General features: G+C 71.2%; 16 protein-coding genes. 8 read left to right on the forward strand and 8 right to left on the reverse strand.

Annotation, left to right across the window (positions count from 1 at the left end; translation table 11 throughout):
• Positions 1 to 29 precede the first annotated feature (29 nt).
• A complete protein-coding gene (locus tag ABD256_RS38980; protein WP_344430499.1) occupies positions 30 to 3,263 on the forward strand; it encodes an NACHT domain-containing protein in 3,234 nt (1,077 codons plus the stop codon).
• Between the two features lie 50 nt (positions 3,264 to 3,313).
• On the opposite strand, the gene ABD256_RS38985 is transcribed toward ABD256_RS38980, so the two are convergent.
• The 5 genes from ABD256_RS38985 to ABD256_RS39005 all read right to left on the reverse strand — a co-directional run bounded on the left by ABD256_RS38985 (position 3,314) and on the right by ABD256_RS39005 (position 8,834).
• Positions 3,314 to 4,165 carry an oxidoreductase gene (locus tag ABD256_RS38985; RefSeq protein WP_344430501.1) on the reverse strand — a complete coding sequence of 284 codons (852 nt, stop codon included), beginning with the start codon at positions 4,163 to 4,165 and terminating at the stop codon, positions 3,314 to 3,316.
• A 73-nt stretch (positions 4,166 to 4,238) separates the two neighbouring features.
• On the reverse strand, positions 4,239 to 5,111 hold the full coding sequence (locus ABD256_RS38990; protein WP_344430503.1) for a helix-turn-helix transcriptional regulator: 873 nt from the start codon (positions 5,109 to 5,111) through the stop codon (positions 4,239 to 4,241).
• A 132-nt stretch (positions 5,112 to 5,243) separates the two neighbouring features.
• Complete coding sequence (locus tag ABD256_RS38995; protein ID WP_344430505.1) at positions 5,244 to 7,214, reverse strand: penicillin acylase family protein; 1,971 nt, start codon at positions 7,212 to 7,214, stop codon at positions 5,244 to 5,246.
• A 20-nt stretch (positions 7,215 to 7,234) separates the two neighbouring features.
• The gene (locus ABD256_RS39000) at positions 7,235 to 7,468 is read right to left on the reverse strand and encodes a hypothetical protein (RefSeq protein WP_344430507.1); all 234 of its coding nucleotides are present in this window, start codon (positions 7,466 to 7,468) and stop codon (positions 7,235 to 7,237) included.
• Positions 7,469 to 7,649: 181 nt separating this feature from the next.
• Positions 7,650 to 8,834, reverse strand: a complete 1,185-nt coding sequence (locus ABD256_RS39005; RefSeq protein WP_344430509.1) for an epoxide hydrolase family protein — start codon at positions 8,832 to 8,834, stop codon at positions 7,650 to 7,652.
• A gap of 403 nt (positions 8,835 to 9,237) precedes the next feature.
• On the opposite strand from ABD256_RS39005, the gene ABD256_RS39010 reads away from it, so the two are divergent.
• Positions 9,238 to 9,735 (forward strand): hypothetical protein, encoded by a 498-nt coding sequence (locus tag ABD256_RS39010; protein WP_344430510.1) that lies wholly within the window; start codon positions 9,238 to 9,240, stop codon positions 9,733 to 9,735.
• 8 nt (positions 9,736 to 9,743) lie between these two features.
• Positions 9,744 to 10,256 (forward strand): hypothetical protein, encoded by a 513-nt coding sequence (locus tag ABD256_RS39015; protein WP_344430511.1) that lies wholly within the window; start codon positions 9,744 to 9,746, stop codon positions 10,254 to 10,256.
• 184 nt (positions 10,257 to 10,440) lie between these two features.
• On the opposite strand, the gene ABD256_RS39020 is transcribed toward ABD256_RS39015, so the two are convergent.
• Positions 10,441 to 12,069 (reverse strand): FAD-binding oxidoreductase, encoded by a 1,629-nt coding sequence (locus ABD256_RS39020; RefSeq protein ID WP_344430513.1) that lies wholly within the window; start codon positions 12,067 to 12,069, stop codon positions 10,441 to 10,443.
• Positions 12,070 to 12,274: 205 nt separating this feature from the next.
• Here ABD256_RS39020 and ABD256_RS39025 point away from each other — a divergent pair, with 205 nt between their 5' ends.
• Entirely contained in the window at positions 12,275 to 12,688 is a 414-nt protein-coding gene (locus tag ABD256_RS39025) for an ATP-binding protein (RefSeq protein ID WP_344430515.1), read from the forward strand.
• Here ABD256_RS39025 and ABD256_RS39030 read toward each other — a convergent pair.
• Together ABD256_RS39030 and ABD256_RS39035 are read right to left on the reverse strand one after the other, a co-directional pair.
• The gene (locus tag ABD256_RS39030) at positions 12,685 to 13,260 is read right to left on the reverse strand and encodes a hypothetical protein (protein ID WP_344430517.1); all 576 of its coding nucleotides are present in this window, start codon (positions 13,258 to 13,260) and stop codon (positions 12,685 to 12,687) included. The two genes, ABD256_RS39025 and ABD256_RS39030, sit on opposite strands and share 4 nt — an antisense overlap.
• Positions 13,261 to 13,273: 13 nt before the next feature.
• Positions 13,274 to 14,296: an AfsR/SARP family transcriptional regulator gene (locus ABD256_RS39035; protein WP_344430519.1), complete on the reverse strand. Its 1,023-nt coding sequence runs from the start codon at positions 14,294 to 14,296 to the stop codon at positions 13,274 to 13,276.
• Positions 14,297 to 14,444: 148 nt separating this feature from the next.
• Between ABD256_RS39035 and ABD256_RS39040 the strand changes: the two genes are divergently transcribed.
• The 4 genes from ABD256_RS39040 to ABD256_RS39055 all read left to right on the forward strand — a co-directional run bounded on the left by ABD256_RS39040 (position 14,445) and on the right by ABD256_RS39055 (position 19,208).
• Complete coding sequence (locus ABD256_RS39040; RefSeq protein ID WP_344430521.1) at positions 14,445 to 16,772, forward strand: helix-turn-helix domain-containing protein; 2,328 nt, start codon at positions 14,445 to 14,447, stop codon at positions 16,770 to 16,772.
• Between the two features lie 89 nt (positions 16,773 to 16,861).
• On the forward strand, positions 16,862 to 18,043 hold the full coding sequence (locus tag ABD256_RS39045) for a WXG100 family type VII secretion target (protein WP_344430524.1): 1,182 nt from the start codon (positions 16,862 to 16,864) through the stop codon (positions 18,041 to 18,043).
• A 17-nt stretch (positions 18,044 to 18,060) separates the two neighbouring features.
• Entirely contained in the window at positions 18,061 to 18,387 is a 327-nt protein-coding gene (locus tag ABD256_RS39050) for a hypothetical protein (protein ID WP_344430526.1), read from the forward strand.
• Complete coding sequence (locus ABD256_RS39055) at positions 18,384 to 19,208, forward strand: ESX secretion-associated protein EspG (RefSeq protein ID WP_344430528.1); 825 nt, start codon at positions 18,384 to 18,386, stop codon at positions 19,206 to 19,208. Before ABD256_RS39050 ends, ABD256_RS39055 begins: the two co-directional genes overlap by 4 nt.
• Positions 19,209 to 19,220: the final 12 nt, after the last annotated feature.

Raw genomic sequence — 19,220 nt, forward strand, 5'->3', positions numbered from 1 at the left:
GGAACATCGTGCACGGGAGGGGCCGCAGCATGCCGACGAGCAACGCGAAGGGGCAGCTTGGCTGGTTGGCGGCGATCCTGGTGCCGCCGGGAGCCACGGCCGGGCTCTGGTCCGGCTGGGTCCACGAGCATTCCGTGCTCGCCGTGGTCCTGCTGATCCTCTACGAGGGTGTGCTCGCGGTCCTGTCGTTCGCCAAGGGAGTCTGGTCGGAACTCCTCGAACGCTGGCGGGCGCGGCTCGTCGACCGGATCGATCAGAGCCTCGGGCGCAAGCTGGTGCGCTTCGACCGGCGGTACCGGGAGTTCGTCCTCGGGACCCTGCGGTTCGTCGACCTCAAGGGCCTGGCGACCATCGGGCCCTACGCTCCTCAGCTCGACGAGGTCTTCGTGGAACCCTGGCTGGTACCGCGAAGCCCGCACCAGGTGATGTCGGACCCGCTGGCCGACGTGCCCGCCGGACTGACCGAGCGCTCGTCGCTGGGAGACCGGCTCGACCGGCCTTCCCCGAGCGTGCTGGCGGTGGTCGGCGCGGCGGGCAGCGGGAAAACGACCTTGCTGCGCCACACGGCCCGCAAGATCTGCCGCACCAGGGGAAAGCGGCGGCGCACGGTGCCGATCTTCCTGTTCCTGCGCGATCACGCGGCCGAAATCCTGGCCACCCCGGAAGTGGCGCTGGCGGATCTCCAGCGCGGAACGCTCGGGCGGTACCGTGCGGACGAGCCGCGGGGCTGGTTCGAACAGAAGCTGCGCGACGGTTCGTGCGTGGTCCTGCTCGACGGTCTCGACGAAGTACCGGCCCCCGCCGACCGCCGCTCGATCTCGGACTGGGTGGAACGGCAGATCGGCCAGTACCCCGGCAACGACTACGTGATCACCTCCCGCCCGCACGGGTACCGGGCGGCCGCGATCACCGGCGCCACGGTGTTCCAGGTGCGGCGGTTCACCGACGAACAGGTCGCGCGCTTCGTGCGCGGGTGGTACCGGTCGATCGAGCGGCAAACCACCGGTGTGGACGCGGGCGAGCTGGAGACGCGCGCCGTCTCCGCGGCCGACGACCTGCTTGATCGGCTGCGGAATTCGGCCGCGCTGCGCGAACTCACCGTGAACCCGTTGCTGCTGACCATGATCGCCAACGTGCATCACTACCGCAGTGCGCTGCCGGGAAGCCGGGCCGAGCTCTACAGCGAGATCTGCGAAGTGATGCTGTGGCGGCGGCACAGTGCCAAGCGGCTGCCGGTCGAACTCGGCGGGGACCAGAAGGAACTGCTGCTGCGCCAGCTCGCGTTCACCATGATGGAGCGCCGGGTACGGGACTTCCCGCGCTCCGGGGTGCTCGCCGCGCTCGAACCGATGCTGCGCCGGGTTTCCAAGGACCTCACCGCGGAAGCGTTCCTGACCGGCGTCGGTGCCAGCGGGCTGCTGGTCGAACGCGAGAACGGCCTGTACTCCTTCGCCCACCACACTTTCCAGGAACACCTCGCCGCCGCGCACATCCAGGACAAGGGGCCGTCCGGCCTGCTCCCCGGATGCGTCGACGACGAGTGGTGGCGGGAATGCACGCTGCTCTACTCCGCCCGCGCGGACGCCGATCCGATCATCCGGGCCTGTCTCGTGTCCGGCAGCGTCATCGCGCTGGCGCTGGCGTTCGACTGCGCGCAGCATGCCCGCGAGATCGATCCCGCGCTGCGGGACCGGCTGGACCGGTTGCTGCACTCGAGCTACGACGCCGGCACCGATCCCCGTCGCCGCAGGCTGATGGCGCGGGTGATGGTGAACCGGCACCTGCGCGATCTCACCCCCGCCGCCGGGGCCGCGCGCATCTGCGTCCAGCCGATCACCGTGGACATCTACTGGCTGTTCCTCGCCGATACCGGCACCGAACGTCCCGACGATCCGCGGCCGTTCGTCCCGGGAACCGGTGGCCCGGTGGTCGGGGTCCGCCCGGCCGACGTGCTCGGATTCATCCGGTGGGTCAACGAAATCACCGGCGGTGAGCCGGGCTACCGGCTGCCCAGCCGCGCCGAGATCGAGGATCCCGCGGTGCGGCGCGCGCTCGGTCAGCCCGCCGAGCCGCCCGGCAGCCTCAGCGTGTGGGTGCGGCCGGCCGGGCCGGGAGCGCCGGAACTGTGGACGGCGGAGGGCGACCCGCACCCCCACACGATCCCCTCCCGTGTCCTCGTCCAGCACGTCACCCAGGATCTCCACGGCTCGGCGACGACACTGGCCAGGTGGCTGGTGATCCGGTCCCTCGTGCTGCTGCGGTCCGTCTCGTTCAATCTCGATCACGGCGTGGCGAGCGCCCGTGCCCACGACCTGACCGGCGATCTGGTCCGCGGACTGGCGGGCGCGGCGAAGCTGGCCCGCGCCGGTGACCCCGTCCTGGCCCGGCGGCTCGATTCGGCGACGGCACGCGCCGCGGATCTGGCGCGCGCGGTCGGCCGGGAGGTCGACCGCGCGCACGCTCTCGACCTGGCGCGCCTGCGCGATCTCGGCCGTCTGCACACGCTGAACAACACGCTGGCACTGGATCTTTCCTTGGGGCGCCCGTTCGACGCGGCCCGCAATCGCGGCGCGGACAAGGAAAGCGGCCTGGTGCACGACCTCGACCGGTCCCTGTCCCGCGATTTCGACTACGCCCGCCGCTTGGCCGACGCGCTGGGCAAAGACCTCGACCGGGCACTCGAACTGGACCTGGACCGGGAACTGGACATCGTGCTCGGCCTCGACCTGGCCCGCGACGCCGAGCGCGACCCGGCACCGTCCGCCGAGTTCGAACGGCAGTTCACCAGGCTCACCGGGCCGGCCCCGGCCGGTGCCCTCGCGCAGGCGCTGCACGAGTCCCAGGGCTGGGAAACCGCGGACTGGCACCGGTTCCAAGGTGCCTTCGCGCGTGCTTTCGTGGCCGCCGTGGGCATCGGCACCACCGACCGCGTCGTGCCGCCAGGCTCGCTCGGGGTGGAGGTCCAGCGCGCCTGCGAAGATGTCCTGGCCGGGGCAGGCCCGGCCGAAGGCAGGCTCGGCGAGGTGGTGGTCCGGCTGGAACGGCTCGCCATGCCCGTCTTCGGCCGTGAACGCGAACTCACCGCGGGCGCCGCGACGGCGATCCGCACCGCCGCGCTGTGCCTCGCGGCCGAAGCGGAAACGGTGGCGGCCAGCCGTTCCGCCGCCGCGTTCCGCCGGGTCGCGGCGGGCGTCAGCCTGCTCGAACTCCGCCGCAGCAGCCAGTCACCCGCCACCGAGACGATCGTGCTCGCCAGTGCCTGAAACCCCGGTTTCCGGCATTCCGCGGCCGGTTGGCGGTGGACTGGCCGGGGTCAGGCGACTGTCACGCCGCCTTCGGTGGAGTCGGTGGAGCGGCTGAGGTCCTCCCAGGCGTCGAAGTCGTCCTGGACGCGTTGGCGCCCGGCGGTGACCAGGCGTAGCGCGTCCGAGCCGAGCAGGATGTGCACGGGAGGCTTTTCCGCCTCCAGCAGGGTGAGGATGGCGTCACCCGCGCGATCGGGGTCGCCGATGCCCTGACCGGCGAGGGCCTGGCGGCGGGTCCGGATCGGGTCGAACAGGGCGTCGTAGTCGGCGATGCCGCGTGGTGCGCGGACCAGTGACCTGCCCGCCCAGTCGGTTTTGAACGCGCCGGGAGCCACCGCGGTGACCCGCACGCCGAACTGGGTGACCTCCTGGGCAAGGGTGTCGGTGATGCCTTCCAGCGCGTGTTTGCTGCCTTCGTAGAACGCCAGCCCGGGGAACGTGGTGTGCCCGCCCATCGAGGTGATGACGAAGATGTGGCCGCCACGCCGTTCCCGCATGCCGGGCAGGACCGCTTTCACGGTCGCCACCGTGCCGAACACGTTGACCTCGAACTGGCGGCGCAGGTCGGCCATCGATGACTCTTCGAAAGTGCCTTCGAGGCCGTAGCCCGCGTTGGCCACCAGCACGTCGATCGGGCCCAGTTCCGCTTCGGCGGCCCGTACCACGGGGTCGATCCGGTCCGTTTCGGACAGATCGAGGATGAAGGCGTTGGCACGGCCGGGTTCCAGCGCCTCGAAGGCGGTCGCGTGCTGCTCGGTGCGCACGGTGCCGGCGACCCGGTGCCCTGCCGCCAGTGCCTTTCGGGCGATGGCGAGCCCGAGGCCGGTGCTGACGCCGGTGATGAGGAATGTCTTGCGCACTGCGGGTTTCCTTTCGTGGCTGGGTCAGGGCATGGCGGCATCGACCCCGCGGGGTCGTGTGCGGGTGGGGGCGTCAGGACCCGGTGGTGTCCCGGGTGGTCGCCGTGGCGGGTTCGCTGCCCCAGCTCGCCAGCAGCCGCAGGCGTTCTTGGGCGGGCGAGCCGGTCGGCGCGCTGTAGACGACCAGCGTGTGGCCGGGGTCGGCGACCGGGGTGAGGACCTCGTACCGCAGTTCCAGGTCACCGGCGACCGGGTGGTGGAGGCGTTTGAGGCCGGTGCTGCGTTCCTGGACGCGGTGTTCCGACCACCAGGCCGGGAACTCGGGTGAGCGCATCATCAGCTCACCGATCAGGCTGGCGATGCGCTGGTTCCGCGGCTGGGCGGCGGCGGCCAGCCGCAGCCCGTGCACGTAGTCGCGGGCGACGCGTTCCCAGTCGCACCACACCAGGCGGGCACGCGGGTCCAGCAGCGTCCAGCGCGCCATGCTGCGTTCCCGGCGCGGCAGCTCGGCCACCGCGGGAAACAACAACGCCCACAACGCGTTCCCGCCGACGACGGTGAGGTTCCGGTCGCTGACGAAAGCGGCGGCCAGATCCATCGACTCCAGTACCTGCCGCAGCGCCGGTCGCAGCCGCGCCGATGGCCCGGCCGGATCCCGGTGCCCGGCGATGGCACCCGCGAGGGCGAACAGGTGCCGCCGCTCGATGTCGTCGAGCCGCAACGCGTCGCAGAGGGCGTCCAGTACCTGTTCGGACGGCTGCCGGGCGCGGCCCTGTTCCAGGCGGGTGTAGTACTCGGTGCTCACCCCGGCCAGCCGCGCGACCTCACCGCGCCGCAGCCCGGCGACCCGGCGACCGGCGCCGAACTCGACCGGCAGGCCGATCTGGTCCGGCGTGAGCCCGGCACGGCGAGCCCGCAGGAACTCGCCCAAGTCGTTCTTGCCCATGCCTTGAGTCTGATCGTCATCCAGCCGATCACCAAGGGCTTGGCTGGCCCTGCCAGTACTACGCAAGGTTGCGGGGCGGCACAGGCGCGGGCCCACGGGGTGGCGGCGGATCCCGAGAAGGCAACCGCGGCCTCAGTCCTGGTGGGTCACCAGGTGTGGCTCGCGATCGCTGCTCCACCTGGACACGCGCAACTGGTCGTCGGCCCAGAGGTCGTACTGCGATTCGGACGGTGGCGCGCCGGGCTCGGTGGTGTTGCCGTAGACGAGGAGGCTCTCCGCGGTGGTCCGGCCGTCCGGCTGGAACTGGACGAGCGAGATCCACGTGTCGCCGAGCAGCACGTCGATCCCGCGGCCGGCGAGGGTGAGTTCGAACGACTTCATGATGCCGAGCGCGCCCGACCCGCCGTCGGCGGGGACCATGCCGTCGAGTGCGCGGACTTCGCCGACGGCGGCGTCCAGCGGCAGCCCGAGACCGGCCAGTGTCTCGATGGCGAGGCGCAACGCCGGCAGGGTCGCCGCCGCGTCGGCGAGGCCGCCGGGGATGGCGCCCGGTTCGGAAACCGGGGTGAACAGGGTCCGGTCGAGCAGCGCGGGGCCGGTGAAGAGCGCCCACAGCCAGAACAGCACGTAACCGCGGCTGTCGTGCTGGGCGTGGCGGTCCCATGTGGACAGTACCTCGACCGCGGCATGGAGATCGTCGTAGGGCGAAGCCGCGCGGCACAGGTCGTCCAGCGCGATGTCGGCCAGCAGCGCGCGTTTGCCGAACTTCAGATCGAGCAGGTCCTGCGGGCTGATGGTGTCCCGTTCCGCGAGCCAGCTACGGGACACGGCCGAGCGGAGTTCCTCCACCTGCCAGACGCCGGGGGCGATCGCGGGCGGGTAGGCGTCCTGCGGAAGCGGTGGATCTGTGTAGTGCCAAGGGGTTTCGTTGCAGTTCTGCACCCATCCGCAGTCCGGGTCGATCACGCGCGGCATCGCACCGGCCGGGTGCACCTCGTCCCAGAGCCACCGGGGATCGTCGCCGGGGAGCCTGCGGCGGCTGTCGTCGAAGTCACCGGTGGCGCGCACCGGTGGCGTCCCGCAGTACATCGCCGCGATCGAGCCGTGCGCGTCGGCGGCGAGCAGGGTGAACATCGGCAGCGGCAGTTCGTCCTGGACGGCGACGAGCTCGGCCACGCTGCCCGCCAGCGACATCCGCCACCAGCTCTCCAGCGCCGAGGTCGCGGGATGGTGCGACACCCCGGCGATGCGCACCGCGACCTCGGTGCCGTCGGGCGCGGTCACGATCGGGCCGTGCACGCTTCGCCGTTCCAGCACCGTCACCGGGCCTTCGCCGGCCACGTCGAGCTCGTGCTCGATCGTCCGCACGGCACGGCACTGCCCGTCGAAGCGGTACTTTCCCGTGCTGACAGGAACTTCGTACACGGATCTGTTCGGGATGGGGTTCATCGTGTGCCCCCACCCCGCCATGGGGTTGTAGCCGAGGTTCTGCCACGGCAACCCCAGCAGCGCGGCGCCGTGGAAATCCCGGCCGGGCGAGATCGCCCGCACCTCGAACCACCGCTGGTAACCCCGCCACATCAGGTGCGGATTGATGACGAGCATCGCGTTGCCCGTCGACGACCGCTTCCCGGAGATCGCCCATCCGTTGGAACCGGCGGATTCGGCGAACGCGGTGGGCGAGAACGCCAGGCTGCCGGGATCGACCGTCGAGAACCGCGTGAACAACCGCACCGCCTGGGCGATCACGTCCCGTGGCGTCACCGGCAACGCCTCCCGCCGGACCGTGCCACGGGATTCGTCGTCGGCGCACGCCTCGTTGAACCCGTCGCAAAACGCGGCGATCCTGGCCAGCGTCTCCGGTGCCTGCGCTTCGAACCACTCGCCGGTCAACGCCGCCAGGCCGAGTTCGGCGGTGAACGTGTCCTCGGCCACGAACCGCGGCCCCCACAGCGCGGCGGCCGTCCCCCTGGCGATCCCGTAGATCTCCAGCACCTGCGTCGCGTTCGTCATCGCCTGGGCATAGCCGACGCCGAAGGTCACCTCGAACTCGTCGTCACCGGTGACGGTGGGCACGGCCCACCGATCCCATGAGATCCGCACCTGGTCTCACCGCCGCATCGTCACCGCGACCACCACAGCTCGTAGACACCGACCGGATTCCACCGGCACTCGTGCGGGCCGTCCCAGTTCGGGTCCCCCGGGCCGTGCGGGATCAGGTTCCAGTAGCCGTCTTCACAGGCCCGCACCGTGGGGTAGTGGTACCCGGAGTAGTGGAGATCGGCAGCCGAGGCGGATGTCGCGGTGGCCAGTAGCACACCGAAGCCAAGAACCGTTCCTGCCAGGATTTTCCGCATTGTTCCCGTTCCTCCGACCATCGTGGTATCGAACGTGTGCCAAGTCTTCACGCCTGGCACGGGCACGGGCCAGGTATGGACCGGCCCCGTGCCCGATCAGTCAGCCTTGCTGGCTTTTCTTACTGGGCCTCCGATCCGGGCCTTGCGGGTGCCGAGATATGTCCACAGTGGACTTACGGACTTACGGACTTACGGACTTACGGACTTCCGGGCCACGCAACGGGCGGAACGCTTTCCTGAGCTCGGAGACCAGGAGATCCGGCTGTTCCAGGCCGGGGAAGTGCCCGCCGCGGTCGAGTTCGCGCCACGAGCGGAGATCGCGATAGCGCCGTTCGGCCCAGCGCCGTGCCGTCGGCCACGGTTCGGCGGGGAACAGCGAGCACGCGGTCGGCACGGTCACCGGCCGCGCGTTCTCTTCCTCCGCGCTCCGCGGCACCCACCGCATCGCCTCCCAGTACCAGCGGGCGCTGGACGCGGCGGTGCCGGTCAGCCAGTACAGCGCGATGCCGTCCACCTGCTGCCGCGGGGTGAGCCCGCCGCCCGCCTCCGGCCTGACATCGGAGTAGGCCGCGAACTTCTCCCCGAGCCAGGCGGCGAGCCCGGACGGCGAGTCGAGCAGGGCGTATCCCAGGGTCTGCGGGCGCGTGCCCATCAGCAGCCCGAAGCCGTACCCGTCCGCCAGGTGGCGGTCACGCCGGTCCAGCAGGCGTTGTTCCGCCTCGGTCGGCGAAGCCCGGTCCTCCGGCAGGGGCGACGCGAGCGGCGTCGTCAGGTGCAGGCCGAGGACGCGCTCCGGAACCAGGCGCGCCAGTTCGGTGCTCACGAACGCTCCCCAGTCCCCGCCGTGCGCGCCGAACCGCTGGTAGCCGAGCGCGCTCATCAGCTCCGCCCACGCCCGCGCGGTGCGACCGGGGTGCCAGCCGGGCTCGGCCGGGCGGTCGCTGAACCCGAATCCCGGCAACGACGGCACGACCACGTGGAACGCGTCGTCCGCGGAGCCGCCGTGCGCGACCGGATCGGTGAGCGGCCCGAGCACCTCCTCGAACTCGAGCACCGAACCCGGCCAGCCGTGCGTCAGCACCAGCGGCACCGCACCCGCTTCCGGCGAACGCACGTGCCAGAACGCGATCCGCAGGCCGCCGACGCGGGCGCGGTACTGCGGAATCGCATTCCACTGCCGTTCCCGCTCCCGCCAGTCGTGCTGCCGCCACGCATCCAGCAGCGCGCGCATCCGCTCCAGTTCAAGCCCCTGCGACGGACCCCGCACCGTCTCCCGCTCCGGCAACCGCGTGCGCTCCAGGCGCGCCCGCAGATCGGCAATGCCGGCATCGGGAACGTCGATCGTGAACGGCTCGATTTCAGGCACGCCCCGAGGCTAGGAAAACCCCGGCCGCGAGCCCATGCGCACGATTGCGGAACCGCGATCGGGAATTGCGCTCGAACGCCGGGCCACGCGAGGTGACCGACCGCCGCCGGCGGTCACGAATCGATAGGGGCCGTTGCCGTGTTCGAGCTACCTGTTCTCCCAAGATCGCTGCGTCAGCTCGCCCCGATGAGGAGCCGAGTCTCATCCCCGACGACGTTCAGCCCTTCGTCCCGTTTGCAAACACCCGTCGTGTTCTGGTCGACCGCCCGCATCCAGACGACTACCGTCAGCGTCAGGAGAACAGGCGCAGGTGATCTTGGGAGAGCCGTGCTCGCGAGTGTGCGTCCAGGTTCCACGTGCCGCCGAACGTGATGACCACACGCGACCGTGTGAGAGGTGGGCTATGGCCGACGAGTTCAAGTTCGACGATCAGCAACCACCGCCGTCTGACACCGGAGGCGGCGACGAGGCGCTCCCAGTCGATGGCTTCTTCGACATGAGCGGGATCGTGGACGGCGATAAAGCCAAGGCGATGAACAAAACCGCTCACGAACTGAAGGGGATCGCCAAGAAGGGTGGATTTGCAATAAATCAAGCCGGGTTCGATACGTACACAAATTTATGCAGGAAGTTTATCGACAATTACGGCCCAAACAAGCGACGACTGGAAATACTTCAGAAGAATGCCCCATTAGGCGACTTTCCTTACGCGAACGCCGTTGCCACCTTCAACGTTCAAGTAGCAGACGGCAGTCCTGATTCACTAATTCCAAATCTCGAGCTCATGGCCGACGGCTATCGAACCATGCTAGAGACTCTTGAAATAGCAAAGAAAAACTACGACGAGTCGGATCACGAAGCTAAGATCAACTTCGCTAAACTGAACCAGGAAAGCACATGAGGACAAGGTTGACGGCAGTCCTGCTGACCCTCACGTCCGCAGGACTACTTGCGTCGTGCACATCGGCCGTGCAGGGTGCCGCGACGCCACAGGCGACGCCCGCCCAACCATCGAATGCCGACAACGCCAAACCACTCGCGAAATTTTCCTCCTGCGACATGCTCGGTCAGGCGACCGCCGGAATGGGTTACAGCACGCCTGTCCCATCTATAGCGGACCCGAAAAAATCTTGCGAAAGCGAGAAGCAAGGGTTTGGCGGGGTGAGCCTCCTTCTGCAACCCGACAAAGCAATAAACGAAAGGCCATCCTCAGGCAATGCGAAATCTGCCCACATCGGCTCGCGAGTGGTCATTCAAACAGCCGAGCCGATCGGAACCAAAGGTGATTGCAACATTGCAATGGAAGTTCAACCTTCCTCGCAAGCGGTCGTAATTGTCAGCAACAATATGGGTGATACCAACGAAGCATGCACACGAGCACAGAGCTTTGCGGAGAAGCTGCACGGAATGTTACCGCCGTAGCCAGAGACGCTAGCTCAGCCGTCGCGGAGCGGCACATCGATTTCGAGACCATGCTCGCTGACGACGAACATCGGACATGGGGCGCTGAGATGTTGGGCGCCAAGCCAGCGTGCAGGACCAGGTCGGTGCGCGGTCCGACGCACTTCCTGGAATTCGAGCACCGGCTCCAGATCGGGAATTGCGCTCAGGCGGGGAGTTCGATCGACAGTGCGTGGTGGAAGACGTTGCGCGGGTCCCAGCGGGCCTTGACCTGTTGGAGCCGGGGGTAGTCGTCCTTGTAGTAGAGCGTGGACCACGGCACGCCGGAGGTGTTCCACTCCGGGTCGGCGAGGTCGACGTCCGGGTAGTTGATGTAGGAGCCGTCGCTGACCTCGTTCGGCACCGGGACGCCGCCGGTGTCGGCGTACACGGCGTGGTAGAAGGCGCGGATCCACGCCAGCCTTGCCTTGTCTTCGGTCTCGGACTGCCAGGTCGTCTGGTACACCGCCTTCATGATCGCGTCGCGTTGCGCGACCGCGGTGGCTCCCGGCGGCACCGCCTTGACCTGGCCGCCGTACCCGATGAGCAGCATGCCGTCCTTTTCGGTACCGGCGGAGTCCGTGAGCTTCGCGTAGATCGTGGCGAGCTGGGCGCCGGTGAGCGAGCGGCGCAGGTACCCGGCCTTGAGCTTGGACCGGCGGGTGACCTTGTCGCCGCCCTCGCCGTTGCCTGGCCAGGTCGTCATGTGCAGCCACGGCATGGTGATCCCGTCGTGCACGATCGGCGTGAGCCCGGTGCCCGCGCTGACCTCGGCGAGGAACTCGGCCAGCAGGCGCTTCGCGTCCGGGAGGTCCGCGTCCATCTGCACGACGAGCTGGAGGCTGCCCGCCTTGCGGTGCGACGCGATGAGCACCGCGTACAAACCGGCGGCCGGTGCGCCGGGCGCGCTGTTGCGCTCGTGCCAGGTCCCGAAGTTGCGCGACAACGTGGTGAACGCGCGCTCGGTCATCCGCTCGTCCCACCGCCAGACGACCTGCCACGCCAGCATTTCCGCGGGCGAGGGCGGCAGCAGCCGGGACGGGTCGTCGCCGGTGGCCTCCGGCGCGCGCAGCCAGTACCGGGTCACCACGCCGAAGTTCCCGCCCCCGCCGCCGGTGTGCGCCCACCACAGGTCGCGGTTCGGGTCGCCGGGCTCCCTGGTGGCCACCACCGCGCGCACCCGGCCGTCCGCCCCGGCCACCACCACCTCCACCGCGTGCAGGTGATCCACCACCGAGCCGTACCGGCGCGACAGCGGGCCGTACCCGCCACCGGCGAAGTGCCCGCCGGCGCCCACTTCCGGGCAGCCGCCCGCCGGGATCGTCACGCCCCAGCGCTGGTACAGCGTGGTGCAGACCTGCCCGATCGTGGCGCCGGGCTGGACCGCGAACGCGCGCCGCCCGGCGTCGAAGCCGACCGCGTCCATCGGCGAGAGGTCCAGCAGCATCCGCACCCCCGGATCGGCGGTGAAGTTTTCGAAGCAGTGCCCGCCGCTGCGCACCGCGACCCGCCTGCCGGACCGCACCGCGTCCGACACCGCGGCCACGACCTGACCGGTCGAGGAGACCACCCGGATCTCGTCCGGCCGCCCGGCGAACCGGAAGTTGTCCCCGCGCAGCAGGCCGTCGTACCGGCGATCACCCGGCCGGATCGTGACCGCCGCCGCTTCCGGCGCTTCACCGGCGGCAGCGGGCACGGCGCCGGTCACCGCGCCGGTCACCGCGCCCGCCACCACGGCGCCCGCGCCTGCCAGTACGCCACGGCGACCCATCTCGGCCCGTTCTGACCCGCTCATCGCAATCCCCCTCCGAAACGCCGCTGACCAGGTCTTCAGCGTCCCAGCGCGACGGCAGCGCGCGCATCGGCCGAGCCACCGGTCGCCGCGACCGGCCGAACGGCGGGGCCACCCCACCGATCGGCTGAGCGGAACCGCGTTTGACGGCGGTGCCGAGTGGGTACAGGCACCTTCGACCCGATCGACGGCGAAGGGACGCCCGGAAATGGCTCCGCACCAGACGGAAACCCGGCCCACTTCGGCCGCGACGTCCGCGAACCTGACCGGCATGCTGCACACCCCGGTGGTGCACACGACGATCCGCACCGCGTTGTGCGATCTGCCCGCGGAAGTCGTCAAGGAGGCGTCCCTGCTCGTCGAGGAGCTGATCGCGGACGCGGGCCGCGGCGGCGCGTCGCCGCGCGGGCTCGAACTGAGCCGGACCGTGGCACCGGCGCGGCTGCACATCTCGGTCACGCGGGAGAAGCCGCGTGCGACGACACGGGAGCCGCTGTCGCCGGAGATCACCGTCGGCCGGATCCTCGTCGAAGAGCTCGCCGCCGACTGGGGGACCAGCGCGACGGAGACCTCGTCCACCACGTGGGCCGTGTTCGACCTCGAACCTTCGCCGGAGAGCTAGCCCCGTACGGCGCGTTGGATCTCGGGTCCCCACTCGTCGGCGGCGCGGAACTCACCGTGTGAGCTGACCGCCGCGGTACCGCGTTCCGATCCGCCGCGCAGCACGATCCGCGCGCCGTTGACGTCGGTGAGCGTGTAGTCGACGCCGTTGCGGACGATCGTGGTGGTGTCGTAGCGAACGGCGTGGATCCGCCCCTCGACGGCGACGGTGAGGCCGTGCTCGTACAGGTCGAGCCGCGCGTGCCTGCTGGTGCTCCTCGCGGCGCGCTTGCGCGGGCCGACCTGGGCGAACGCCAGCACGCCGAGGGAGACCACCCCCACCACGGCCGCGGCGATGGCGGCGAGGACCGCCCTCTTCATCCCGCACACCACCGCGGCCACGGCGCACACCACGACGACCCCGGCGCACCAGGCCTTCAGCAGCGCCAGGCCGTTCGCCGCGTCCGGACGCGGCCCGGCGGGCACGCCGGGGTAGGTGACCCGCCGCTTGCCGAGGCGTTGACGGCCCGCCGCCGCGGAGATCTTCGCCAGCAACAGCTCTTCGTCGCGGGCTCGCGAAGGACATCCCGTCACGCCACACCTTCCATCAGCGCACGGCTCCGGTCCGGGTCCGGCCGAAGCTGGTTTCGTCCCCGCGCAGCACCGCCTGGTGCGCCTGCCGGAGCGTCTCGCCGGGGGACAGCCCCAGGTCGTCGGCCAGCAGGCGGCGGGTGCGGGTGAACACGGCCAGTGCCTCGGACCGCCTGCCGCTGCGGTACAGCGCGCGCATCAGCATCGCGGCGACCGGTTCGTTCTCCGGCTGCGCCGCGGCCAGCGCGGACAGCTCGGCGACGGCCTCGGCGTGGTGGCCCATCCGCTGCTGCCAGTCCAGCTTCCGCTGGGCCAGCGCGATCCGGCGGTCGGCGAGCCGCATCCGCTCCAGTTCGGCGAACGGCCCCGGCAGCCCCGCCAGCGGCTCGCCGCGGAACAGGTCCAGCGCGCGGGTGCAGGCGCGCACCACTTCCGCGGGCTCGTCGGCGGCTTCGGCGGCGGTGACGAGCCGCTCCAGCTTGGTCACGTCCAGTTCGACCGAGTCGCCCGCGAAGCGGTAGCCGCACCGATCGCGGCGGATCACCGAGTCGCGGCCGTCGCCGGTGTCCAGGATCTTGCGCAGCCGGTAGACGTACACCGGCACCACGTTCCCGGCCGGCGGCTCCAGCCCCCACACGCCGTCGCGGAGCTCCTGCTGGCTGACCACCCGGTCCGGGCACAGCGCCAAGGCCGCGAGCACGGCCTGCTGGCGGACCGGGCCCAGGTCGAGGGGCCGCCCGTCGCGCCACGCCCGCAGCGGGCCGAGCACGGAAATCCGCAGCCGGGCGTCCGGCCGCCGCGGCCCCTGGCCGGGGACCACCAGGCCGCAGTCGAACGCGTGCACGATGGCGGCGGCGCGGTCGCGCAGCCCGAGCTTGCCGAGGATCCGGTCGAGCCGTCCGGCCACGGCGCCCTCGGGGACGGCGATCTCGGCGGCGATCTCGGCGTCGGTCAGGCCCCGGCCGACGGCGCGCAGCACCTCTCGTTCGCGGTGGTTCAGCGCGGTGTCGGGCTGCTCGGTCGTCGCGGTCGTCAGCATGCGGTCCCCCCGGTGTCTGCGGACTGTTTGTGCCTTCGACATTGGTCGAACAGCCAGACCTTGGACAGGCCAGCCGACCGGCCGTTAATGGCCGATAGAGTCCCCCACCTGGGAAACTACGACGCCGCGCGCGAAAGGGCCCCGATCCGTGAGCACTGAGTTCAGCGGGCTGCTTCGGCGGCTCCGGCAACAGGCGGGCATCACCCAGGAGGCGCTGGCGGAGCGCTCCGGGGTCGGCGTGCGCACCATCCGCGGCCTGGAAACCGGCGAGCGCGCCGACCCGAGGGTGACCACCGTGCGGCTGCTCGCCGAGGCGCTGGAGCTGCGGCCCCAGGAGCGCGAAGATCTGCTCGGCGCCGCCGTGGGCAGAGCTGTGGGCAGAGCCGTGGACGAAGGGCCCGCGAGCCCGGCCGAGGCGGAGCCGGTCGAGCCGGTCGAACCGGCCGCGGTGCCGGACGAGGCACTGGCCGAGGCCGCCGGGCAGCTCGCGCACGCGGTCGCCGCCCGCTCGCGGCGCGAGGAGGAGCAGCGGCAGATCCACGACCCGTTCCCGCTGCCGGTGCGCTGGCGGCGGGCACCGGAGGAGCTGACCGACCACTGGGCGAACATCCGCCGCGCCCCGGCGGGGAGCACGGCCGAGCCGCTGGCGCTGGCCGGCACGCTGACCGAGATCGTGGCCGTCTACCGGCGCATCCCGTCGAGGCGGCTGGTGGTGCTCGGCCGCTCCGGCTCGGGGAAGACGATCCTCGGCCTGCGGTTCGTCCTGGACTGCCTCAAGTCCCGTGCCCGCGCCGAGCCGGTGCCGGTGATCTTCAGCATCGGCTCGTGGAACCCGACCGGCATCACGCTGCGAGACTGGCTGGCCGCCCAGCTGACCCGCGACCACCCCGGCCTCGCCGCCGGGGGCCCCGGCGGGACGAGCCTGGCCGCCGCGCTGGTCGAGGCGGGCTGGGTGCTGCCGATCCTGGACGGCTTCGACGAGATCGCGGACGGGCTGCGCCGCCCCGCGCTGGAAGCGCTCAACACCACCACCCTGCCGCTGCTGCTGACCAGCAGGCCGGGCGAGTACGCCGCCGCGGTCGCGGAGACCGACGTGCTCACCTCCGCCGCCGCCATCGACCTGACCGATCTCACGCTGGACGACCTCGACGGCTACCTGCCGCGCACCACCCGCAAGAAGGACGGCGCGAAGACCGCGTGGGACCCGGTGCTGGCGGAACTGCGCGAGCACCCGGCCACCGAGGCGGGCGGCAATCTCATCGCGGTGCTGACCACCCCGCTGATGGTCACGCTCGCCCGCGCCATCTACAGCGACACCCCCGACCACGACCCGGCCGCGCTGCTGGACACCGCGCGGTTCGGCAGTATCGAGGCGCTGGAAGAGCACCTGCTCGACGACTTCGTCCCCACCGTCTACCGGCGCCTGCCCGGCGGGCCGCGCGACCGCTTCGACCCGGACCGGGCCCAGCGCTGGCTCGGCTACCTCGCCGTGCACCTGACCCGGCTCGGCACCCCCGACCTGGCCTGGTGGCAGCTCGGCGGCACGCTCCAGCGCTGGCAGCGCACGGTCGTCACCGCGGTGGTGGCCGGGCTCGCGATCGGGCTCGCCGACGTCGTCGTCGGCCTGTTCTTCAACGGCCTCGTGCGCCAGCTCTTCGACGGGCTGGTCGTCGGCCTGCTGGCCGGGCTCATGTTCGGGCTCGTGCACTGGCTCACGGTCGCGAGCAAGCGCAGATCGATCGCGCCGTCGTGGGTGCGGCTGAGGTTGCGCGGCCGGACCCCGGCAGCGAAGGACAGATCCGTCCCCCGGTTCCTGATCGGGGCGCTGTGCGGGTTCGCCTTCGGCAGCGGCTACGGGCTCGTCGTCGGTACGAAAAAGCAGTTCGAGACGAGTGGCGGGCTCGCGGACGGGCTGGCGACCGGCGTCGGCATCGGGGTCGTCTACGGGCTGGTGTTCGCGCTCGGCGCGGGGCTGGCGTTCACCCTCCTCGGCTGGCTGGAGACCCCGTTCGACATCAGGTCCGCGGTCAGCCCGGCCCGCCTGCTCGACAGCAACCGCGCCACGGTGACCGCCCAGTTCCTGGTGTGGGTGCCCAGTTTCGGGCTGGTGGTCGGCATCGCGGCCAGCGTGGTGGTCTGGTTCCTGCGCGATCTGCTCGGCCCGCTGGCGTGGGGCGTCGGCGCCGCGGTCAAGCTCGGCACGCTGAGCGGGCTCGGCGGCGCGCTCGGGTACGCGTTCGTGCTGACCGCGTGGGGCCAGTGGGTGGTCTTCTCCCGGATCTGGCTGCCGCTCACCGGGCGGCTGCCCTGGGCGGTGCTCGCCTTCCTCGACGACGCCTACCAGCGAGGGGTGCTGCGCCAGGCGGGCGCGGTCTACCAGTTCCGCCACGCCAGGCTGCAGCACCACCTGACCCGCGCCTACCAAGCACATCGCGGCGGCCCTCCCGTCGGCGAGGACGCTAACCGGGGCGGATGACACCCCGATGAACCGGCGAACCGCGTTTCATCAGGCCTTCATCGCCCTTCGTTAACTTCGTTCCGACACCTCGGCACGAAGGACGGGTAATGGCCGACGATTCCAGCACGGGAACCATGCGGGAAGCGGTGTCCGCCGGCGCGGCAGGGCTTGCGGACGCCGTCACTTCGGCACTCGACAAGAGCGGACCGGTCGGGTTGCTCGCGAAACCCGTCGTAGGCGCGCTGAGAAACGTGTGGGAAGGCTATTTCGGCGCGCCGGTCCCACCCGGCGCCACGAACTGGAACGCCTACACCCACGCGCAGCTCCGCGAAATGCTGTGGCAGGGCGCCGACGTCGGTGACGTCAGCTCGGTCGCCGCCGAATGGGACCGGCACGGCACCGAGCTGACCGGCCACTCGGACACCCTGCGCGGGCAGCGGACCGCCCTGTCCGGCAACTGGAGCGGGCGGGCCGCCGAACCCGCGGCGGACCGGCTCGGCGCGCTCGGCGAGCGGACCTCCGACATCGGCAACCGCGCGGGCACGGTCGGAAAGGCCACCCAGGACGCGGGCGACGCGCTCGCCGTCGCGCGCAACACGATGCCGCCGCCTCCCGGCGACCCGACCGGGCTCGCGGTGTCCGGCGCACTCGCCGGTGCCGGTGCGGGCGCGGCGATCGGCGGCGTGCTCGGCGCGGGCGCGGGCGGGATCGGCGCCGGGCCGGGCGCGCTGATGGGTGCCGCGATCGGCGCCGTCGCCGGCGGTGGCGGCAGCCTGTTCCTCGCCAACGTCGCGGCCGCCGAGCGCAAAGCCGAAGCGGTGCACGTGATGCAGCGCTACGAAACGAGCCTTCGCGACAGCAGCCACAAGGTCGCGGGGGTCCCGAAGGGCTCGACCGGAACCGTGTTGTCCGGCGCCGGGGAGCAGACGACCGGCGCCAGCTCCGCCATCGCCGGTGGCGCTGCCGGTGGCGGTGCGGCACTGGCCGGTGGTGAGGTGGCGGGCCGCGGCCCGTCATGGGCACAGCTGACCGGCGCGGGCGCGATGGGCGCGGGGGTGGCGTCGGGGCTGCGCACCGGCGCCGGTGCGCTGAACCGCGCGATGCTGGCCCGCCAGGCCGCGATGAACCAGCTCGCCGCCGCGCGGGCGGCGGGCGGCGGCGGTCTGTACCCGCCCGGCGCGCGCGGGCAGGGCGGCGAGGACCAGGTGCACGAGAACCGCCTCCCCACCATCGACCAGAACCTGTTCGGCGTCGACGCACTGGCGAGCGAACCGGTCATCGGACTGTGAACGACGGGAGTGAACCCTTGCCGGACCACGGGTACGAGGTCGCGCCGCAGGAACTGACGGCGCAGGCGAAGACGCTCGCCGAGCTCGGCGAGCAGACGAACGCACTCGCGGCGTCGGCGAACCGGCTCGCCGAGCGCGTTCCGATGCTGGGCACCGCGCCGCCCGCGATCCACCTCGCGATGAGCCTGCGGGAAGCGGCCGGCCGGTCGGGGCACACCGGCGAGGTGCACGCGGCCGGCGCCGAGCTGAACGACTTCCACCGCGCGCTGCGGACCTCCGCCGACCGGTATTCCGAACGAGACGCCGACGTCGCGTCGGCGCTCCGGCACATCGAGGCGACATGACCACGACCCTCGACCTCCCGGAGTCCGAAGTGGACGAATACGTCCACTTCGGACTCGTCGAGCTGGACCTGCTCGCCGCGTACGCCGGGGCACCGTTCCCGTTCCCGCTGCGCGTGCCGTCGTTCGGGCGGATCGAAGGCGAACGCGAGGTGCTGCTGGCCGCGGCGGGCCAGGCCCTGTGGATCCGCGGCCTCGCCGACGAAACCGGGCCGATCGGCGCCGCGGCCGAGATCGTCGACGCGCTGCGCGAGCACCGCGGCACCGTCGACCTCGTGCTGACCGGCCGGGACGGGACCACCGGTGTGGTGGCGATGGTCTACCGCTCGTCGGCGCTGCTCTGCCGCCAGCCGTGGCACGGCGAACTCACGAACACCGTGCAGGTCCGGCGGATCGCGGACACCGCGCTGGCGAACGAGCTGTTCGCGCTGGTTCCCGAGCGCGCGGCCGCCAGATCGATGCCGATCACCTTGCCCGACCGCGCGGTGTGCGCCGCGACACGGCTCATCGCGGGCGTCGAGAACGACGCGGAGATCCAGCGGCGGCTGCGCGACCTCGTCCGCGACTGCGGCGGCGATCCCGGTGTGCTCGACGCCCTCGCCGGCCTGCTCCCGACGCTGACCGGACGGGGGCAGCTCGGCGCGACGCGGCGCGCCGCCGCCAGCATCAGGGCGGGCACCGAACTGTCCTGGTTGGACGGTCCACAGGGGAGGGTCATGGTGCGCCGCGCCGAAGACGGGTGGGTGAGCGTGAACCCGTTGCGGCAGAACGAGGTGCGGAACGCGCTCAACGAAATGGCCACGATCGCCCGCGCCGAGCGCTGAAAGGGGAAGCAC

Origin of the sequence: Amycolatopsis minnesotensis (assembly GCF_039529815.1) — a bacterium.
Lineage (GTDB): Bacteria > Actinomycetota > Actinomycetes > Mycobacteriales > Pseudonocardiaceae > Amycolatopsis > Amycolatopsis minnesotensis.